Consider the following 16,001-nt stretch of genomic DNA (forward strand, 5'->3'; position numbering starts at 1 on the left):
GCAAGTTTAAGTGGGAATACCCTTATGTCTGAGCTTTATGGGCACTCCGACGGCACTACGGCCGAAGACGAATCTGATCCCCATGCGCTGGCCCGAAAAGAGCTGCAGCGACTCCGCGACAGCATTGACAACCTTGATGCCGCACTGATTCACCTTCTTGCGGAGCGATTCAAGTGCACCAAGGAAGTCGGCAAACTCAAGGCGCAATATGAGCTTCCGCCTGCGGATCCCGAGCGGGAAGCCCAGCAGATACGCCGGCTGCGTCTCCTGGCAGAGGAGTCGAAGCTCGATCCTGTTTTCGCCGAGAGGTTTCTGGGTTTCATCGTCGAAGAAGTCGTCAGGCATCATGAATTGATAGCCAACAGCATGTCGGCGGCGCGCGGGAATTAGCCGGTCTTCCCGGAGCATCGCGGCAAGCACCCTGGAGTCGCGCGGGGCGCAATCAGCGCCGCCTGTCATCCGTCCGTAGGGGTAGCAGGAAAAGGAAGCTCTCCTAAGGAGCCCGCGATGGCCATCGAACCTCTGGCAACTCGGCTGGCTCGCGGCCCGGTGGGTGGCCTGACTTCCGGTCTGATCTTCGCCGGGGTCACCATGTGGTTCGCCTCCACCCGGCCGCCCGGAAAGGCCGACATGCCGCTGCACGGCACCGTCGCCCTGGTCGGCACCGTGTACGGCGCCGTCTTGTACGTGGTCAGCTTCCTGGCGATCGGCTCGCCCGGCCGGGCCACGACCCACTGAGACGGAACCGGCCATGACCCGGCGGCAGGAGCGATTCCTCCAGGCGACCATGCCCGCGTCGGACCTGGTCCACAACCTGGCCCGGCGGCTCACCACCTGCGCCGCCGACGCCGAGGACCTGGTCCAGGAGACCTACACGCGGGCATGGGCAGCCTGGCAGGATGGCCGCCGCCCGCGCAAGGCGGCGCCGTGGCTGGCCACCATCTGCCTCAACCTGGGCCGCGACCGGCTGCGCCGTACCGCCAACCGCGCCGAGACGAGCTGGCAGCCCGGCTTCGACCCGCCGGGGCCGGCGGACGTGGAGGACGAGGCGATCAACCACTCGCTGATCGAAACGGCCCTCCGGCGGCTTCCCATCGACGAGCAGATCGCCCTGGTTCTGATGGACCTGTGCGGGTTCACCGCCGCCGAGGTCGCCGCCATCACCAACAGCCCGCGGGGGACCGTGCTGTCCCGGGCCCATCGCGGCCGCAAGAAGCTGGCGCACACCATCGAGGGGGTGAGGCCGAATGCACCACGATCCTGAACGGGATGCCGCCGCCTACCTCGCCGGCGAGCTCAGCACGCTACGCCGCATCCGGTTCGAGCGGCACATGCTGGACTGCCGCGCGTGCTGGAGTGAGGCCAACACCGCACGTGAGGGCCGGATCCTGGCCGAGTCGCTGCGCGAGGCGGCTCCGGCCTCGACCCGGGAGCGGATCCGGGCGGTCGCCGACGTCCCCGCCGAGTCCTCGGTGCGGCAGCGCGCCCGCTGGCCGTACGTGCTGGCCGCGGCCACCGCGGTGCTGGTGGTCCTGGCCGCCGTGGTCATCCCGCAGGTGATCGAGCGCCGGCAGCCCGCGCCCCTGGTGGCCGCCGCCGCGCTGCTGAAGTCCAACGCCCTGACACTCAGCAGTGAGCCTGTTCCCGCGATGAAGACCATCGGAGCGTACGGCTGGCGCGGCACGACCCAGCGCGACCTGGCCGGCATCCCGGCCACCATCTACGACTACGTCGCCCCCGAGGGGCGCCGGCTGCTCGTCATCGCCTCGTCTCAGGAGTTTCCTCGCGCCAGGAACGCCCGCGACCTCGACCCGGCCCCGAGCTGGCTGGCGAGGGTCGACGAGGTGTCCCTGCTGTGCGCGGACAAGCACGGCCTGTCCTGGCTCGCCGCGGCAACCGATGACGCCGCGGCCCTGAGAGCCGGCCGCGCGCTCGGCCTGACCTGACGGCCGACCGCCTCGCTGCGATCAACCCTCATCGCGGGCATCCGCGCCTACGCGATCGGGCCCGCAGCGCCCTGCCACGAGCGGTCGTCGATCGGGCCGGTCTCGTCGGCATGATCGGGATCTCTGGGCATGGCGGCTCGGAAGAACTCTTCGGCTGGGCGGTCTTGGGGATAGATGAGCTCGATGCGCAGGTCGTCGAGGGTGATCTCGACCGCGGTGTCGAAGCGGGCGGTCAGCGTGATGGTGCGGATCACCGTGTCACCGGCACGGAACCACGGGCAGACGACCAGGCCGTCCTCGTGGTCGCCGGCGGGAGGGGCAAGATTGGCGACGGCGTCTTCGGCGCACGCGACGAGCGCGCGCAGCCTCTCGTCCAGCGGCGCCTGGCGTGACTGCCTGCGCAGCCGGCTCAGCACGGCCCAGGCCACGTCTGTCCAGTTGACGATGGCCTGGCGCAGTGTCGGGTCGGTGAGATAACGCTGAAGCAGGTTGGTGCCGATCAGATCTGAACCGAACAGCACGCCCGCCGCCTTGTTGGCCGCCACCACACGGGCATGACCGTCCAGCACCAGAGCGGGAAAGGGCTCATGCGCGGCCAGCAGCCGATCGATGGCCGAGCGGAAGGGCCGCAACTCGGCGGCATCCGGGGCGGCCTGTGGGTAGGCCGGGGGCCATCCGGCGGCCTGCAGCAGCTGGTTGCGTTCACGCAGCGGAAGATCGAGCACCTCGGCCAGACGCAGCGTCATGTCCCGGCCCGGTCGTGAACGTCCGGTCTCCAGGAAGGAGATGTGCCGGGCGGTGGAGCCGGACAACGAGGCCAGCTGCAGCTGGCTGATGCCGCGCACGTGCCGCCAGTGCCGCAACCGCACGCCGAAGGGACTGACCTCGTCAAGGTGCGTGGCGGGGACGGCCATGCCGTCAGGGTGTCAGATTCCGTGCCGGGTGCTCCATTCCCCGATAGGGAATTGCCCGCCGCCCGCCACGACGGCGACGGTGTCGATATGACCGAGATCTCCGCGGCGATCATCGTCGCCGCTCCCGCCGAGCGGGTGTGGCAGGTGGTCGCGCACCACTTCGCCCAGGTCGATGCGTGGGCCACGGCCGTCCGCTCCTCGCATCCGCTGCCGGAACCCTCCATCGTGCCCGGGGCTCCGGTGGCCGGCCGGGTGTGCCGGACCGGCCTGCCCGGCCTGTCGGAGGTGACCGAGCGCATCGTGGCCTACGACGAGGCCACGCGGACGCTGACCTACGAGGCCCGCCTGCTACCCGGGCTGATCCCGCAGGCACGCAACCGATGGGAAGTCGTGCCGATCGGCGACACCCACAGCCGCGTGAGCACGCAGGGCAGCGTCCAGACACAGGGCATCCCCGGCATGCTGCTCTATCTCCTGCTGCGGCCCTTCCTCACGCTCGCCGGCCGCCGATTCCTGCGCGACCTGCGCCGCCACATCGATCGGGAAATGTCGGCGTCCGGGTGACGCATCCGGATCAAATGCCGGCGTGGTCGCGGCTCCACTCCTGATCCTGCCACGCGGGGTCAAGGGGCGTGTGCGCGATGTGGTTGGTGTAGTTGGACAGCGTCTTCATGCCGATGCCGAGCACGATGTCCAGCACGTGACGGCGGGTGTAGCCGGCGGCCAGGAACGCTTCGATCTCGGTGTCGTTCACCCACCCGCGCTGGGCGACCATGGCCTGGGTGAGGCGTCGCGCCGCCTCCAGGCGGGTGTCGTCGAGCGTCTTGCCCGCGCGCAGCGCTGCCACGACCTGCTCCGGTACGCGGGCGCGCAAGGCGAGGGTGGAATGCGCGGCCACGCAGTACTCGCAGCCGTTCTCCACGCTCGCGGTGATCCAGACCACGTGTTTGGCCGGTCCCGGGAGCGAGGACTTGCCGAACAGCTCGGCCAGGGCGTTGTAGCCGGCCAGCAGCTCCGGCGACTCGGCCATCACGCCGTTCAGTGTGGTGACGAACCCCATCCGCCTCTTGGCCGCTTCCAGTTGCGGCCGGGCCTCCTCGGGTGCGTTGTTCTCGTCGTAGACCTGGAAATCAACCATCAGAGCTCCCATCCTGGAACGATTGGTCCAAGATAGGGCGTCGGGCGCGCAAAGGTCAACGCGATGCGTTCGGCAAAGTCGCAGGAGGGTACATCCTGCATGCGGTCAGGCCTCCGCAGGCGGCGCCCGCCGACCACAGCACTCCCCTCATCGCGGCCTGGCCAGAGCAGCCGGAACATCACAGGGGAGCGCGATATGGGGACATCACATGGGGACTTGCGCGTCAGCGCAAGGCGAGTAACGCTTCGACTCCTCCTGGCGCTCTGTGTGCTGTCGCCCCTTGTGGCCTGTAACCCTGCTCAACGGGAGTCCCCTCTTCCCCAGTCCACCCGGAACCGGGAGGGCCTGGTCGATGCGCAGGTCGGCGCGATGCAGCTGCTGCACGTCCACATTCTGGCCCCGCCCATGGACCGGCAGAAAACCGGCGACGACCTGGGCCTGTACCTGACCCTGGTCAACCGCAGCGACACACTTCAGCAACTCGACGGCGTCAGCACCGTGCACGCCGAAAGCGTCGCTTATCGCGCAAGACCGTCCGCCCCCCGGCAAGCTGTCAAGGTGACGGTCCCCGCTGGCGGCGTCCTCTCACTTCAACAAGGGCAGGATCGTCCGCACCTGGAACTCATCGACATCCGTCGCCCGCTCGGGGCCACCCCGATCGACGTCACGTTCCGCCTCTCCACCGGTACGACCACCTTGCGCATTCCGGTGCTGCCGCTGTCACGAGGAGCTGGATCACCCACGCCCGGCGCCAGCTAAGCGAGCAGGAATCGAGAAGCGCCGGTCGGCGAGTCGTAGTTAGCGTGACTGTCATGGACATCACCTCCAGGGCGACTCGTCCTCCTGAGCCTGCGCCGACACAGGAAACCGGACATACTGCTCAGAACTGCTCAGATTGAGCGAGGCAACCGGATGGAGACCGCGCAGGCGGCTCCGTCCAGAGACGGAGAAAGGATGAGCATGGCCACGACGACGGACACGCAGTCGCCTGCGCCGCACGCTGCCGACAGCCACGACTTGATCCGCGTGCATGGCGCGCGCGTGAACAACCTCAAGGACGTCAGCGTCGAGATCCCCAAGCGCCGGCTGACGGTGTTCACGGGTGTGTCCGGCTCGGGCAAGAGCTCTCTGGTGTTCGGCACGATCTCCGCGGAGTCGCAGCGGATGATCAACGAGACGTACAGCGCGTTCGTGCAGGGCTTCATGCCGACGCTGGCGCGGCCCGAGGTCGACGTACTCGAAGGGCTGACGACCGCGATCACCGTCGACCAGCAGCGGATGGGCGCCGACCCCCGCTCTACGGTCGGCACCGCCACCGACGCCAACGCGATGTTGCGCATCCTCTTCAGCCGGCTCGGGCAGCCGCACATCGGCTCGCCCCAGGCGTTCTCCTTCAACGTCGCCTCGATCAGTGGAGCGGGTGCGGTCACCCTGGAGCGCGCCGGACGGACCGTGAAGGAGCGTCGCGACTTCAGCATCACCGGCGGCATGTGCCCGCGCTGCGAAGGCCGGGGCAAGGTCTCCGACATCGACCTCACCCAGCTCTACGACGACTCCAAGTCGATCGCCGAGGGCGCGTTCACCATCCCCGGCTGGAAGTCGGACAGCTGGTGGACCGTGCGGATCTACGCCGAGTCCGGTTTCCTCGACCCGAACAAGCCGATCCGCGAGTTCACCAAGAAGGAGATGCACAACTTCCTCTACCGGGAGGCGACCAAGGTGAAGGTCGAGGGCGGGACCTTCACGTACGAGGGGCTGATCCCGAAGGTCCAGAAGTCGTTCCTGTCCAAGGACCGGGAGGCGATGCAGCCGCACATCCGGGAGTTCGTGGACCGGGCCGTCACCTTCACCTCCTGTCCCGAGTGCGGTGGCACCCGGCTCAGCGAGGCGGCCCGATCGTCGCGCATCGGCGGGATCAGCATCGCCGACGCGTGCGCGATGCAGATCAGCGACCTGGCCGAATGGATCCGCGGCCTTGACGAGCCGTCGGTGGCGCCGCTGCTCGCCACGCTGCAGCGGACCCTCGACTCGTTCGTGGAGATCGGGCTGGGCTACCTCTCGCTGGAGCGGCCGTCGGGCACGCTGTCGGGCGGCGAGGCACAGCGCGTCAAGATGATCCGCCACCTCGGCTCCTCACTCACCGACGTCACCTACGTCTTCGACGAGCCCACCATCGGGCTGCACCCGCACGACATCCAGCGGATGAACAACCTGCTGCGGCGGCTGCGGGACAAGGGCAACACGGTGCTCGTCGTGGAGCACAAGCCGGAGGTGATCGCGATCGCCGACCACGTCGTCGACCTCGGCCCCGGCGCCGGTACGGCGGGCGGCGCGGTCTGCTTCGAGGGCACCGTCGAAGGGCTGCGCGCCGCCGGCACCATCACCGGCCGCCATCTCGACGACCGGGCCGCACTCAAGGAGACGACCCGCAAGCCCACCGGCACGATGGAGATCCGCGGCGCGACGGCGAACAACCTGCGCGAGGTCGACGTCGACATCCCGCTCGGCGTGCTCGTCGTCGTCACCGGCGTCGCCGGCTCCGGCAAGAGCTCGCTCGTGCACGGGTCGATCCCCGGCGGCGCGGGCGTGGTGTCGATCGACCAGGGCGCGATCCGCGGCTCACGACGGAGCAACCCGGCGACCTACACCGGACTGCTCGACCCGATCCGCAAGGCGTTCGCGAAGGCCAACGGCGTGAAGCCGGCGCTGTTCAGCGCCAACTCCGAGGGCGCCTGCCCTGTCTGCAACGGCGCCGGCGTCATCTACACCGACCTGGCGATGATGGCCGGCGTCGCCACCACCTGCGAGGAGTGCGAAGGGAAGCGGTTTGCGGCATCGGTGCTGGACCACCACCTCGGCGGCCGCGACATCAGCGAGGTGCTCGCGATGTCGGTGACCGAGGCCGAGGAGTTCTTCGGCGCCGGCGAGGCGCGTACGCCGGCCGCGCACGCCATTCTCGACCGGCTCGCCGACGTCGGGCTCGGTTACCTCACCCTCGGTCAGCCGCTCACCACGCTGTCCGGCGGCGAGCGGCAGCGGCTCAAGCTGGCCACCCACATGGCCGAGAAGGGCGGCGTCTACGTGCTCGACGAGCCCACCTCCGGCCTCCACCTCGCCGACGTCGAGCAGCTGCTCGGCCTGCTCGACCGGCTCGTGGACGCCGGCAAGTCGGTCATCGTCGTCGAGCACCACCAGGCGGTCATGGCGCACGCCGACTGGATCATCGACCTCGGCCCCGACGCCGGCCACGACGGCGGCCGGATCGTCTTCGAGGGCACACCCGCCGACCTCGTCGCCGCCCGCTCCACCCTCACCGGCGAGCACCTCGCGGCCTACGTCGGCACCTGACCGAGGTCACCAGGCCGCCCACCGGCCACGGCAGGCCGCATCGGGGCGTCACCTGATCATCGCTCAGCCCCGCCGCCCGGTGTGGCCGACGCCCGTGCCGTGGCGGGTGGCCGGTGGCGTTGCGCTCGGGGCGGGGCGGTCGCGTACAGCTGGCGGGCCATGTCCACCAGTGCGTCCAGGAGCGGAGGCAGGTCGTCCTTCCACCAGGCCAGCCGCACGTCGATGGGAGGCGCGTCGGTGACGACGCGGTAGGCGACGCCGGGACGGGGATTCTGGTTGGCGGTAGCCTCGGCGGTCATCCCGACGGCCTGGCCGGCGGCGATGAGAGTCAGCCACTCGTCGACCCCGTCGATGCCGCGGGTGCTGACCGGCTGGGCATCGGGCGGCCACAGGTCCAGGCTGGTCGTACCGCTGCGGTAGTCGATCGCGACGGTGTAGCGGGCGAGATCGGCCAGCCGCAGGGAGCGGCGCCGGGCGAGGGCGTTGTCGGTGTCCACCGCGGCGTAGCGGTACTCGATGCCGATCGAGGCGGTTTCGAAGCGGTCGTCGGCGAGGGGCCGGCGAATCACGGAGACGTCGGCTATGCCCTCGCTGAGACCGCCCGTCGGGGTGTTGGAATGGACGAACACCAGCGACACCCCGGGATGGGCGGCGGCCCACGTCTTCTGCAGGCGCCGCGTGTGCTTGCCCATGGCGGCGTAGGCGTAGCCGACGCGGAGCTCCGTACGGGAGTCGTCGGCGATCCGGTGAAGGAAGGCGACCTCGTCGAGGATGCGCCGGGCGTGGGCGACGACGCGGCTACCGGGGCCGGTGAGCAGGACGTGATGAGTGGAACGATCCAACATGCGAGTGCCGAGGGTGGTCTCGAGGGCGGCGATCGAGCGCGAGACGGCGGCCTGTGAGCAGCCGAGCATGGCTGCCGCGTCGGTGAACGTGCCCGCATCGACGACTGCGACGAGCATCCGGAGATGGCGCAGCTGCACATCCATACGCCTAGCGTATAAAACGGACAAAATACTCATTTCCGTCACCCTGTGATGGGTCTGAGACTGAAGGTATGACCTGGTCTCTGAAGCGTTCCATCCGGGCGCGATACGCGCTGGCCATGGGCTTGTTCTCGCTGATCGTCCTTTCCGCGCTCGGCGCGACGCTGGACCTGGCGATCCGTGCCAAGGTCCAAATGATGGTCTTCAACGAGGCCGAGCGGGTGGCGAGTCAATGGAGCGCGGCGGCCCGCACCGGCGCTGTCCCGCACCGGATCCCCGCCTCCGGCCACGTCGAGCTCATCCAGGTCGTCGACGCCCGCCAGCGGGTCGTGGAGTCCAGCAAGATGGCATCGGCCACCCTTCCGCTCAGCCGGGTCCGCCCGCCGCCGGATGACCGGTTCCAGCGGTACATCGAGTGTCCCTGGGGCGGTCACTGCCTCATGCTGATGGCCATCCGGCTGAGCCCGGCGCCGGACGCCGGCGTCGTCTACGCAGGCCTTCCCGAGCCCGACGTCCTGTCCACGCATCGCCTCGAATACGTCATCGGCACGGGGATCGCCCTCCTCGTCGCCGTCGCGGCATGGACGACATGGCTGCTGGTAGGGCGTACGCTGCGTCCCGTCGAGGCGATCCGGGCGCGGATATCGGAGATCACGGTCAGCGATCTGAGCCTGCGGGTCCCCGTTCCGCCGGGCCGGGACGAGATCGCACAGCTCGCCGTCACCGCCAACCAGACACTCGCTCACCTGGAGGGCGCGGTGGAGCAGCAGCGCCGGTTCGCCTCGACCACCTCGCACGAGCTGCGAAATCCGATCACCGGGCTGCGCGCGCAACTGGAGGAGGCGGCGCGGTACCCCGAGGACGTCGACCCGCACGAGACGATCCGCACCGCGTTGTCGGCCACGGACCGGTTGGAGGCGATCGTCGACGACCTGCTGCAGCTGGCCCGCCTGCGGGCCGCCGAACCCACCCCTCCGGAGCACATCGACCTGGGCGAGCTGGTCGCCACGGAGGTGAACGCCAAAACCGGCCGCGTGCCGGCCGACATCCGCGCACCCCGCGGGCTCGTGATCCGCGGGCATCGGATGCAGCTCATCCGGGTATTGGACAACCTCCTGGCCAACGCGCAGCGGCATGCCGAGTCCGCGGTCGGCGTCACCGTCGAGCAGGACGAGGGCGAAGCCGTCGTCGCGGTGACCGACGACGGCCCGGGCGTCGCCCCTGCCGATCGGGAGCGCATCTTCGAACGCTTCGTCCGCCTGGACGACAGCCGCAGCCGGGATCCCGGCGGAAGCGGGCTCGGCCTGGCCATCTCCCGTGACATCGCCCGTGCCCACAACGGCAGCCTGGAGGTCGAGGACTCGCCACGGGGAGCCAGGTTCGCGCTGCGGCTCCCGCTCGTTGACCGGGTTCACAGTCCTTCCCGCGACCCGTACACCAACGGGTTCGAGCATGACGACGTCGGCGGGAATGGGCAGCTGGTGGACCGGTAGATCTGCCGGGCTGTGTGCCGCGTGTACTTCTTCGAATATGTGGATGATTCGGATATTCTCACAGCGCGTGCAGGATGGCGGGAGGTCTGCTGGTGAGCGTGACCGAGGACGTGAGGTTCGGCGTTCTGGGGCCGCTCCGGGCCGAGGTCAGCGGTCGCCCCGCAGGGCTCGGCGGACCGCGTCAGCGGGCCGTGCTGGCGCTGCTGCTGATCGCGCGGGGCAGGAGCGTCTCGGCAGAGCGGATTCTCTCCGAAGTGTGGGAAGGCACGCGACTTCCCTCCCTGACGACACTCCATGGGTACGTGGCCGATCTGCGCAAGACGCTGGAGCCGGAAAGAGCGCCCGGCGCTCCGGCCCGCCTGCTGGTACGCGAGGGACCCGGATACGCCCTTCGGGCGGCACCCGCCGCGGTGGACGCCGAGCGTTTCACCGATCTGGCCGCTCGCGGGCGGCGCGCGCTGGAGGGTGGCGACCCTGAACTCGCCGCGGACCTGCTCGGACAGGCGCTCGCGCTGTGGCGGGGCCCGGCCTATGCCGACTTCGGCCCAGCGGCCTTCGCGGTGCCCGACGCGAGCCGGCTGGAGGACCTGCGGGCCACGGTCTGCGAGGACAGACTCGCCGCCGTCATCGCATCCGGACAGCACGCCGCTGCCGTGGGCGAGCTGGAGGCACTGATCGCCGAGCAGCCGCTGCGGGAGCGCGGCTGGGAGTTACTGGTCCTTGCCTTATACCGGTCGGGGCGGCAGGCCGACGCGCTCGCCACCCTTCGAGCCGTACGCAGGAAGCTGGCAGACGAGCTGGGCATCGACCCGGGACGCGGCCTGCGCGACCTGGAGGCGGCCGTACTCGCCCAGGACCCGCGGCTGGCCCCAGAGCCGGCTGAGCCCAGCCGCATGTCGTATCCGCCGGCCGCGGCTCCGGCACCGCACTCGGGCAATCTGCCGTTCACGCTGTCCAGCTTCGTCGGCCGCGACGGCGACCTCGCGGCCGTCGCAGCTCTGCTGGACGGGCACCGGCTGGTCACGCTCACCGGCCCGGGCGGCGTCGGCAAGACGCGCCTGGCCTTGGAGGTCGCCCGCGCCCGTACTGACGCCGACGGGCCCTGGCTCGTGGAGATCGCGGGTCTGCACGCACCCGAACTGCTCACCGCGACCATGGCCGCCGCCCTAGGGCTGCCTACCGCGGCGTCTCCCGATCAGCTGGCCGGGATGATCGCTGGCCGCGACATGCTCATCGTCCTGGACAACTGCGAGCATCTGCTGGTCCCCGCCGCCATGCTGGTCCACACCCTGCTGACCCGCTGCGGCACCGTACGGATGCTGTGCACCAGCCGCGAACCCCTGGGCATCTCGGGTGAAACGGTCTACGAAGTACCGCCCCTGGACGCCGCCACGGAGGCCGCGGACCTGTTCGTGCGCCGTGCGGCGGCCGTCTCGCCCGGCTGGGCGGCCGAGCCGGGCGACAGGGAAAGGATCGCCGCCCTGTGCGCGCGGCTCGACGGCATCCCGTTGGCCATCGAACTGGCCGCCGCGCAAAGCCGGGCGCTGTCCGTCGCCCAGATCGCCGATGCCGCGGAGGACCGCTTCACCCTGTTAGTGGACGGATCGGTCGGACGGCCGGACCGCCATCGCACTCTCCTGGCCACGGTCGCCTGGAGCGACCAATTGCTGCAGCCGGAGGAGCGCCGGCTCTTCCACCGGCTCGCCGTGTTCGAAGCCGGTTTCGACCTGGAGGCCGCCGCCGCGGTCGGAGGAGTCGATCCCGTCCTGCCGCCGCTGTCGGCGTTGGTCCGCAAATCTCTGGTCACCGCCCAGCCCGGCACGGCGCCACGCCGCTACCGGATGCTGGAGACCCTGCGCCAGTACGCCATGGCCGCGCTCTCCCCGGACGAGACGGCCCAGGCACAGGAACGCCACCGCGCCTGGGCCCTGGCCAGGGCTGAGAACGCCGATCGTCATCTCCGCGGCCCGCAGGGAGCGGCGTTGCTGAGCGGGCTGAGCCGCGATCAGGCGGAGTTCCGGGCCGCGTTCGCCTCGTCGCTGGCGGCGGGTGACGGCGAGTACGCGCTACGGCTGAGCGGCGCGCTGTTCTGGTTCTGGTTCCGCATGGGGCATGTCGGGGAGGGCCTCGCCTGGCTGTCCGAGGCCTTCGCGGCGGCCCCGCGAGCCGGTGCGGACATCCGGGCGCGTGCCTGGTACGCGCTCACGGGACTGCACTACCTGGCCGGACAGCCGCCACAGGCGTACCAGGCGGCCTGCTCGGCGATCGAGGAGGCCCGCCGGGCAGGCGACCCGGTGACGGAGGCGGGCGCGACCGCCTACGCCGCCTACCTGGGCCTGCTGGCCGGGGTGGCGCTTGACGCCGAGGCCCTCACCCGCGAGGCCGTCGAGCTGGCCCGGCGCAGCACTCTGGACTGGCTGGAGGCCGAAACGCTCATGGTCCGGGGCATGGCCCTGCGGGTGCTGGGGGATCTGCCGGGCGCCGACAGAGTCTTTCGTGAGGCCATCGACGCCGCTCGCGCCAGTGGCCACGACTGGGCCGCGGACGGGGCGGCCTGGTGCGACATGAAGACGGCCTCGGACCGCGGGGACGGCGCTCGGGCGCTGGCCATCGCGGCGGACATCCTGGCCACGATGGACCGTTACGGAGACATCTCCTTCTGGCTGGTGACGGTGCACAGCGCGGCCCGCGCCCTCGCGCTGACCGGCCGGGCCGAGCACGCGGCCGTGCTGATGGGGGCCGTGGAGGCCATCGGCAAGCGAGCCGGCGTCTCCCCGGAGCTGATGGACCCGTTGGACGGGCCGCGCGAGGCCGCCGCCGTTCGCGGGGCGCTTGCGCCGGAGGAGTACGAACGCCATGCGGCCCGCGGGCGCGCCATGTCTCGGCAGGATGCGAGCGCCCTGCTCAGCTCGTTGATCGCTGGACAGTGATCCTCTGATCGCAGCCGCCCCCGCCATCGGCCGGGGCGCTTGAAGACTGGGAAGTCGCTGGGAAAGCCCGTTCCCAGCGGCCCCGAAGCAGGCCGGCCCACTCTCGTTGTGGTGAACGCGGCGCCGTCCGGTCCGGGCGGCCGGACAACGAGGTGAACCATGATCAAGCGAATCGGACACGCCGTCGTCGCGGGTGCGGGGATCGGCGGGCTCCTTGTGGCCCGGGTGCTCAGTGAGACGTTCGACCGGGTCACGGTGATGGACCGTGACGCGTTGCCCGCCGAGGGCGTCGCCCGGCGGGGCGTGCCACAGGGGCATCACGCGCACGGGATGTTGTCCCGGGGCTGCGAGATCCTCGAGGACCTGTTCCCCGGGCTGACCGCGGACCTGGTCGCCGCGGGCGCCACCGCCTGCGACATCCAGGACGACGTCCGCTGGTACAACGACGGCCGGCTGCTGCACCCCGCGCCCTCGCGGCTGCGCGGCCTGACGGTCAGCCGACCGGAACTCGAACGGTATCTGCGGTCCCGGGTGGCGGATCTTCCCGGCGTGGCGATCCACGAGCGCTGCGAGGTGGTCGAGCCGATCGCCGGCGAGGACGGCGCTGTCACCGGAGTACGTCTGCAGCGTCCGGGGCTCCAGCCCGAGGACATGGCCGCCGATCTCGTGGTGAACGCCGTGGGCCGGGGAAACCGGGGTGCGGAGTGGCTGCGCCGACTGGGATACGAGCCCGCACCGGAGGAACGTGTCGACTCCCGGCTGCAGTACGTTTCGCGTGAGTACCGGCGCCGGCCCGGCGACGCCGACTTCGTCGCCATGGTCGTGGGGCACAGTACCTCGGTCCCGAGGGGCGGCGTCGCCCTCAGCGGGGAGGGAGACCGCTGGCTCGTCACCCTGTTCGGCATGGGCGACGACGTCCCACCCATCGACTCTGACGGATACCACGGGTTCGCCGCCCGGCTCCCGGTCCCCGACCTGCACCGCCTCCTGGAGCGTCTGGAACCGCTGGGGGAGCCGCGGCGGATGCGCATCCCCGTGAGCATTCGGCGCCGCTACGAACAGCTGAGCCGGTTCCCCGAGGGCTATGTGGTGTTCGGTGATGCCCTGTGCCAGTTCAATCCCAGCTACGGGCAGGGCATGACGGTGGCCGCCTGCGAGGCCGTCGCCCTGCGTGAGTGCTTGCAGGACGGCCGACGCGACGGCCTGGCCCGCCGCTTCTTCGAGCGGGCCGCGCGGATCATCGACGTGCCCTGGGACCTGTCGGTCGGTGGTGATCTGCGGTTCCCGTCCGTCGAGGCTCCACGTCCTCTGCGTGCGAAGCTGCTCAACCGCTACATCTCACGCCTCCACGTGGCCGCGGAGGCGGACCCGGTGGTCGGGCACGCCTTCCTGAGCGTCGCCAACCTGCAGGCCCCGCCACAGCGCCTGTTGTCGCCCGGCGTCCTGGCCCGGGTGCTCCGGCCGCGTCCCAGCGGCGGCCCGGCCCACCCCCGGCTTCCTGCCCGGGAGCAGCTCCCGGCCGGTCAGTGACGCATCGGCCGACTCGACATGGGCAGGCGTACCCGTAAGGTTAGGCCGCAGTTGTGGAGAGTAACCTGATTGGTGCGGACATGCCGGACGTGAAGCCCGTAGTGATTGCCGGGCGGTACGAATTAATCGAGTTGATCGGCCGAGGCGGCATGGCGGAGGTCTGGCGCGGTCACGATCGGCGGCTGGACGTACCAGTCGCGGTCAAGATCATGAATCCCTTGACGGGAGGCATCGCCGCGGCCGAGCGGTTCGCCCGCGAGTCCAAAGCCGCGGCGCGGATCGCGCACCCCAATGTGGTGACGGTGCTGGACGTCGGGCACGACGAGCAACGGCGCTACCTTGTCATGGAACTGCTCGCCGGTCGCAATCTGGCCGCCGAGCTGGCTGCTCGTGGCCCGCTACCGGTCGCTGAGGCGTGCTATCTGCTCAGTCAGGCCGCTGCTGGGCTGGATGCCGCCCACCAGGTCGGAGTGGTCCATCGTGACATCAAACCCGCCAACCTCCACCTGACCGGCACCGGCGCTTTGAAGATCGTCGACTTCGGGCTGGCCCACCTGGCCAGCGAGGCCTCCCGCTTGACAACGGTCGGCACGATCGTGGGCACCGCGGCCTACCTGGCCCCCGAGCAGATCGACGGCGACGGCGGGGAGGTCGCGACCGACCTGTACGCGCTGGGCTGCGTGGCCTACGAGCTGCTGAGCGGCCGGCCACCCTTCACCGGCTCGCCCCCCGAGGTGGTCTACCAGCACGTCCACCACTCACCCGCCCCGCCGAGCAGTCACCGGCCGGACATCCCGATCGAGCTGGAGCGGCTTGTCCTGGCCATGCTCGCCAAGGATCCCGCCGACCGCCCGGCCGGCGCGGAGCAGGTACGCCAAGGCTTTGCCGCCGTTGCCCATGCGGCCCGCCTCCGAGGACGACACGCGCATCAGCCGACGAGGGTGACACCGGTGCCCTCGCCCGGTGTCGCCAGGGCGGGCGATACCCGCGTCTTCGACGCCCCATCGCCCGGCGCCCTGAACGCCGGCTCGGAGCCTGGGCCGGCGGATGGCCGGCGCCTGCTCCTCCAGGTCGCCGCCGCCGTCGCGGTCATCGCGGTCATCACACTGGCTGCCGTGACCGTGTTCTCCGGGTCGGAGGATCACGCCGCGGAGCCACCGCCATCAGCGGCTTCGTCCGACGCTGCCCGCGCGTCGGAACAGCCCCAGCCGACGGCCACCACCCGCTCGACCGTTCGAGCCTCCGTACGGCCGACGCCGTCCCCAAAGGTCACACCGACGCGGCCGGACGCGCGGGATCCACGGACCTGGCTGGCCGCTCTCGACCAGGCCGTGAGCGCCCAGCAAGCGCAGGGCGGCATTGACGACGAACTTGCCGGTAAGGCGCACGAAAAGATCCGCGAAGCGGCCAAGAAGGTCGTCGAAGGCAAGACACAGGAAGCTCGAGAGAAGATCCAGGAGCTCGGCAAGGACCTGGCCGAGGCCAGGAGCGAGGGCAAGCTCGCCAACGGCCCTCTCACGCAGTTCCTCAACCGCTTCGGTCTGGTCGCCGAGCGTGAGGAGGATGATGACGACTGATCGGCCCACCGGGCGAGAGGTACACCGCTGAGCAGCAGGTACGTCATGCCCACGTTTGGGTATGGGCGTAGGAGTCTTGGCGTGTCTGCGCCCGTGTCGCCCATCACTTGAAGTGTCGACGCGGCGCAGCGCAGGGGTT

The 16,001-nt window shown here is 70.2% G+C and carries 14 protein-coding genes; 11 read left to right on the plus strand and 3 right to left on the minus strand.

Annotated elements, in window-relative coordinates; all coding sequences use genetic code 11:
* The first annotated feature begins 24 nt into the window (after positions 1-24).
* From ACTWQA_RS14740 to ACTWQA_RS14755, 4 genes are all read left to right on the plus strand, one after another.
* Positions 25-390 carry a chorismate mutase gene (locus tag ACTWQA_RS14740; protein ID WP_443159780.1) on the plus strand — a complete coding sequence of 122 codons (366 nt, stop codon included), beginning with the start codon at positions 25-27 and terminating at the stop codon, positions 388-390.
* Between the two features lie 117 nt (positions 391-507).
* Positions 508-738 carry a hypothetical protein gene (locus ACTWQA_RS14745; RefSeq protein WP_443159781.1) on the plus strand — a complete coding sequence of 77 codons (231 nt, stop codon included), beginning with the start codon at positions 508-510 and terminating at the stop codon, positions 736-738.
* Positions 739-751: 13 nt separating this feature from the next.
* A complete protein-coding gene (locus ACTWQA_RS14750) occupies positions 752-1,264 on the plus strand; it encodes an RNA polymerase sigma factor (RefSeq protein ID WP_443159782.1) in 513 nt (170 codons plus the stop codon).
* On the plus strand, positions 1,248-1,946 hold the full coding sequence (locus ACTWQA_RS14755; protein ID WP_443159783.1) for a zf-HC2 domain-containing protein: 699 nt from the start codon (positions 1,248-1,250) through the stop codon (positions 1,944-1,946). The genes ACTWQA_RS14750 and ACTWQA_RS14755 overlap by 17 nt, the downstream gene beginning before the upstream one ends.
* A 47-nt stretch (positions 1,947-1,993) precedes the next feature.
* On the opposite strand, the gene ACTWQA_RS14760 is transcribed toward ACTWQA_RS14755, so the two are convergent.
* Positions 1,994-2,860 carry a helix-turn-helix domain-containing protein gene (locus ACTWQA_RS14760; RefSeq protein ID WP_443159784.1) on the minus strand — a complete coding sequence of 289 codons (867 nt, stop codon included), beginning with the start codon at positions 2,858-2,860 and terminating at the stop codon, positions 1,994-1,996.
* 87 nt (positions 2,861-2,947) lie between these two features.
* Between ACTWQA_RS14760 and ACTWQA_RS14765 the strand changes: the two genes are divergently transcribed.
* Positions 2,948-3,424: an SRPBCC family protein gene (locus ACTWQA_RS14765; protein ID WP_443159785.1), complete on the plus strand. Its 477-nt coding sequence runs from the start codon at positions 2,948-2,950 to the stop codon at positions 3,422-3,424.
* Positions 3,425-3,434: 10 nt separating this feature from the next.
* Here the strand turns inward: ACTWQA_RS14765 and ACTWQA_RS14770 are convergent, their stop codons facing one another.
* Positions 3,435-3,998 (minus strand): carboxymuconolactone decarboxylase family protein, encoded by a 564-nt coding sequence (locus ACTWQA_RS14770; RefSeq protein ID WP_443159786.1) that lies wholly within the window; start codon positions 3,996-3,998, stop codon positions 3,435-3,437.
* Positions 3,999-4,367: 369 nt separating this feature from the next.
* Between ACTWQA_RS14770 and ACTWQA_RS14775 the strand changes: the two genes are divergently transcribed.
* Positions 4,368-4,757, plus strand: coding sequence for a copper chaperone PCu(A)C (locus ACTWQA_RS14775; RefSeq protein WP_443159787.1), 390 nt, complete (start codon positions 4,368-4,370; stop codon positions 4,755-4,757).
* A 195-nt stretch (positions 4,758-4,952) separates the two neighbouring features.
* Positions 4,953-7,346 carry an ATP-binding cassette domain-containing protein gene (locus ACTWQA_RS14780; RefSeq protein ID WP_443159788.1) on the plus strand — a complete coding sequence of 798 codons (2,394 nt, stop codon included), beginning with the start codon at positions 4,953-4,955 and terminating at the stop codon, positions 7,344-7,346.
* Positions 7,347-7,402: 56 nt separating this feature from the next.
* On the opposite strand, the gene ACTWQA_RS14785 is transcribed toward ACTWQA_RS14780, so the two are convergent.
* Positions 7,403-8,335, minus strand: coding sequence for a LysR family transcriptional regulator (locus ACTWQA_RS14785; protein WP_443159789.1), 933 nt, complete (start codon positions 8,333-8,335; stop codon positions 7,403-7,405).
* A gap of 68 nt (positions 8,336-8,403) precedes the next feature.
* Between ACTWQA_RS14785 and ACTWQA_RS14790 the strand changes: the two genes are divergently transcribed.
* From ACTWQA_RS14790 to ACTWQA_RS14805, 4 genes are all read left to right on the plus strand, one after another.
* A complete protein-coding gene (locus ACTWQA_RS14790; protein ID WP_443159790.1) occupies positions 8,404-9,825 on the plus strand; it encodes a sensor histidine kinase in 1,422 nt (473 codons plus the stop codon).
* A 98-nt stretch (positions 9,826-9,923) separates the two neighbouring features.
* Positions 9,924-12,755: a BTAD domain-containing putative transcriptional regulator gene (locus tag ACTWQA_RS14795; RefSeq protein WP_443159791.1), complete on the plus strand. Its 2,832-nt coding sequence runs from the start codon at positions 9,924-9,926 to the stop codon at positions 12,753-12,755.
* Between the two features lie 159 nt (positions 12,756-12,914).
* Complete coding sequence (locus ACTWQA_RS14800; protein ID WP_443159792.1) at positions 12,915-14,285, plus strand: NAD(P)/FAD-dependent oxidoreductase; 1,371 nt, start codon at positions 12,915-12,917, stop codon at positions 14,283-14,285.
* Between the two features lie 80 nt (positions 14,286-14,365).
* Complete coding sequence (locus ACTWQA_RS14805) at positions 14,366-15,862, plus strand: serine/threonine-protein kinase (RefSeq protein ID WP_443159793.1); 1,497 nt, start codon at positions 14,366-14,368, stop codon at positions 15,860-15,862.
* The last annotated feature ends 139 nt before the right edge of the window (positions 15,863-16,001 follow it).

The organism is Nonomuraea sp. 10N515B, from assembly GCF_052245915.1.
GTDB lineage: Bacteria > Actinomycetota > Actinomycetes > Streptosporangiales > Streptosporangiaceae > Nonomuraea.

Coding starts and splice junctions, on each gene's coding strand:
- ACTWQA_RS14755 (WP_443159783.1), top strand. CDS start 1,248: ATGCACCACGATCCTGAACGGGATGCCGCCGCCTACCTCGCCGGCGAG.
- ACTWQA_RS14765 (WP_443159785.1), top strand. CDS start 2,948: ATGACCGAGATCTCCGCGGCGATCATCGTCGCCGCTCCCGCCGAGCGG.
- ACTWQA_RS14770 (WP_443159786.1), bottom strand. CDS start 3,998: ATGGTTGATTTCCAGGTCTACGACGAGAACAACGCACCCGAGGAGGCC.
- ACTWQA_RS14800 (WP_443159792.1), top strand. CDS start 12,915: ATGATCAAGCGAATCGGACACGCCGTCGTCGCGGGTGCGGGGATCGGC.
- ACTWQA_RS14775 (WP_443159787.1), top strand. CDS start 4,368: ATGCAGCTGCTGCACGTCCACATTCTGGCCCCGCCCATGGACCGGCAG.
- ACTWQA_RS14785 (WP_443159789.1), bottom strand. CDS start 8,335: ATGGATGTGCAGCTGCGCCATCTCCGGATGCTCGTCGCAGTCGTCGAT.
- ACTWQA_RS14740 (WP_443159780.1), top strand. CDS start 25: ATGTCTGAGCTTTATGGGCACTCCGACGGCACTACGGCCGAAGACGAA.
- ACTWQA_RS14750 (WP_443159782.1), top strand. CDS start 752: ATGACCCGGCGGCAGGAGCGATTCCTCCAGGCGACCATGCCCGCGTCG.
- ACTWQA_RS14790 (WP_443159790.1), top strand. CDS start 8,404: ATGACCTGGTCTCTGAAGCGTTCCATCCGGGCGCGATACGCGCTGGCC.
- ACTWQA_RS14805 (WP_443159793.1), top strand. CDS start 14,366: ATGCCGGACGTGAAGCCCGTAGTGATTGCCGGGCGGTACGAATTAATC.
- ACTWQA_RS14745 (WP_443159781.1), top strand. CDS start 508: ATGGCCATCGAACCTCTGGCAACTCGGCTGGCTCGCGGCCCGGTGGGT.
- ACTWQA_RS14760 (WP_443159784.1), bottom strand. CDS start 2,860: ATGGCCGTCCCCGCCACGCACCTTGACGAGGTCAGTCCCTTCGGCGTG.
- ACTWQA_RS14780 (WP_443159788.1), top strand. CDS start 4,953: ATGAGCATGGCCACGACGACGGACACGCAGTCGCCTGCGCCGCACGCT.